This window comes from Bartonella sp. AA86SXKL (genome assembly GCF_042196885.1).
In genome coordinates this window covers 483-792 of sequence record NZ_JBHIRE010000255.1, presented here as the reverse complement: position 1 = coordinate 792, position 310 = coordinate 483, and the positions used below count along the sequence as shown (strand labels likewise).

The following is a 310-nucleotide window of genomic DNA, read 5'->3' as shown; positions in this document are numbered from 1 at the left end:
AAAACAACTTTACCTTTTTGCAAAGAAGGCATAATAACTTCACTAACATGATCGATACGCGCTGCTGTAAACAAAATCGCTTCAATCAAAGGTCCATAGTGTTGTTGTACCTGACCTGACAATAAAATATGGCGTATGACTTCTGCACCTGCCGTTCCTCCTGGTTCTCTTGTTGTAAGGACATCATAGCCTTTGCCGTAGAGATGCTGAGCAAGCAAAAAAATTTGCGTTGTTTTTCCTACGCCCTCCCCTCCCTCGAATGTAATAAAATAACCAGACACGTATGAACCTTAACTCTTAATTATTAGCA

The 310-nt window shown here is 40.3% G+C and carries 1 protein-coding gene; it reads right to left on the bottom strand.

All coding sequences use genetic code 11. From position 1 onward, the window contains the following. On the bottom strand, positions 1–281 hold a 281-nt coding region (locus ACFIO5_RS11360; RefSeq protein ID WP_375705464.1), incomplete at its 3' end, for a dTMP kinase. Between the last annotated feature and the right edge of the window lie 29 nt (positions 282–310).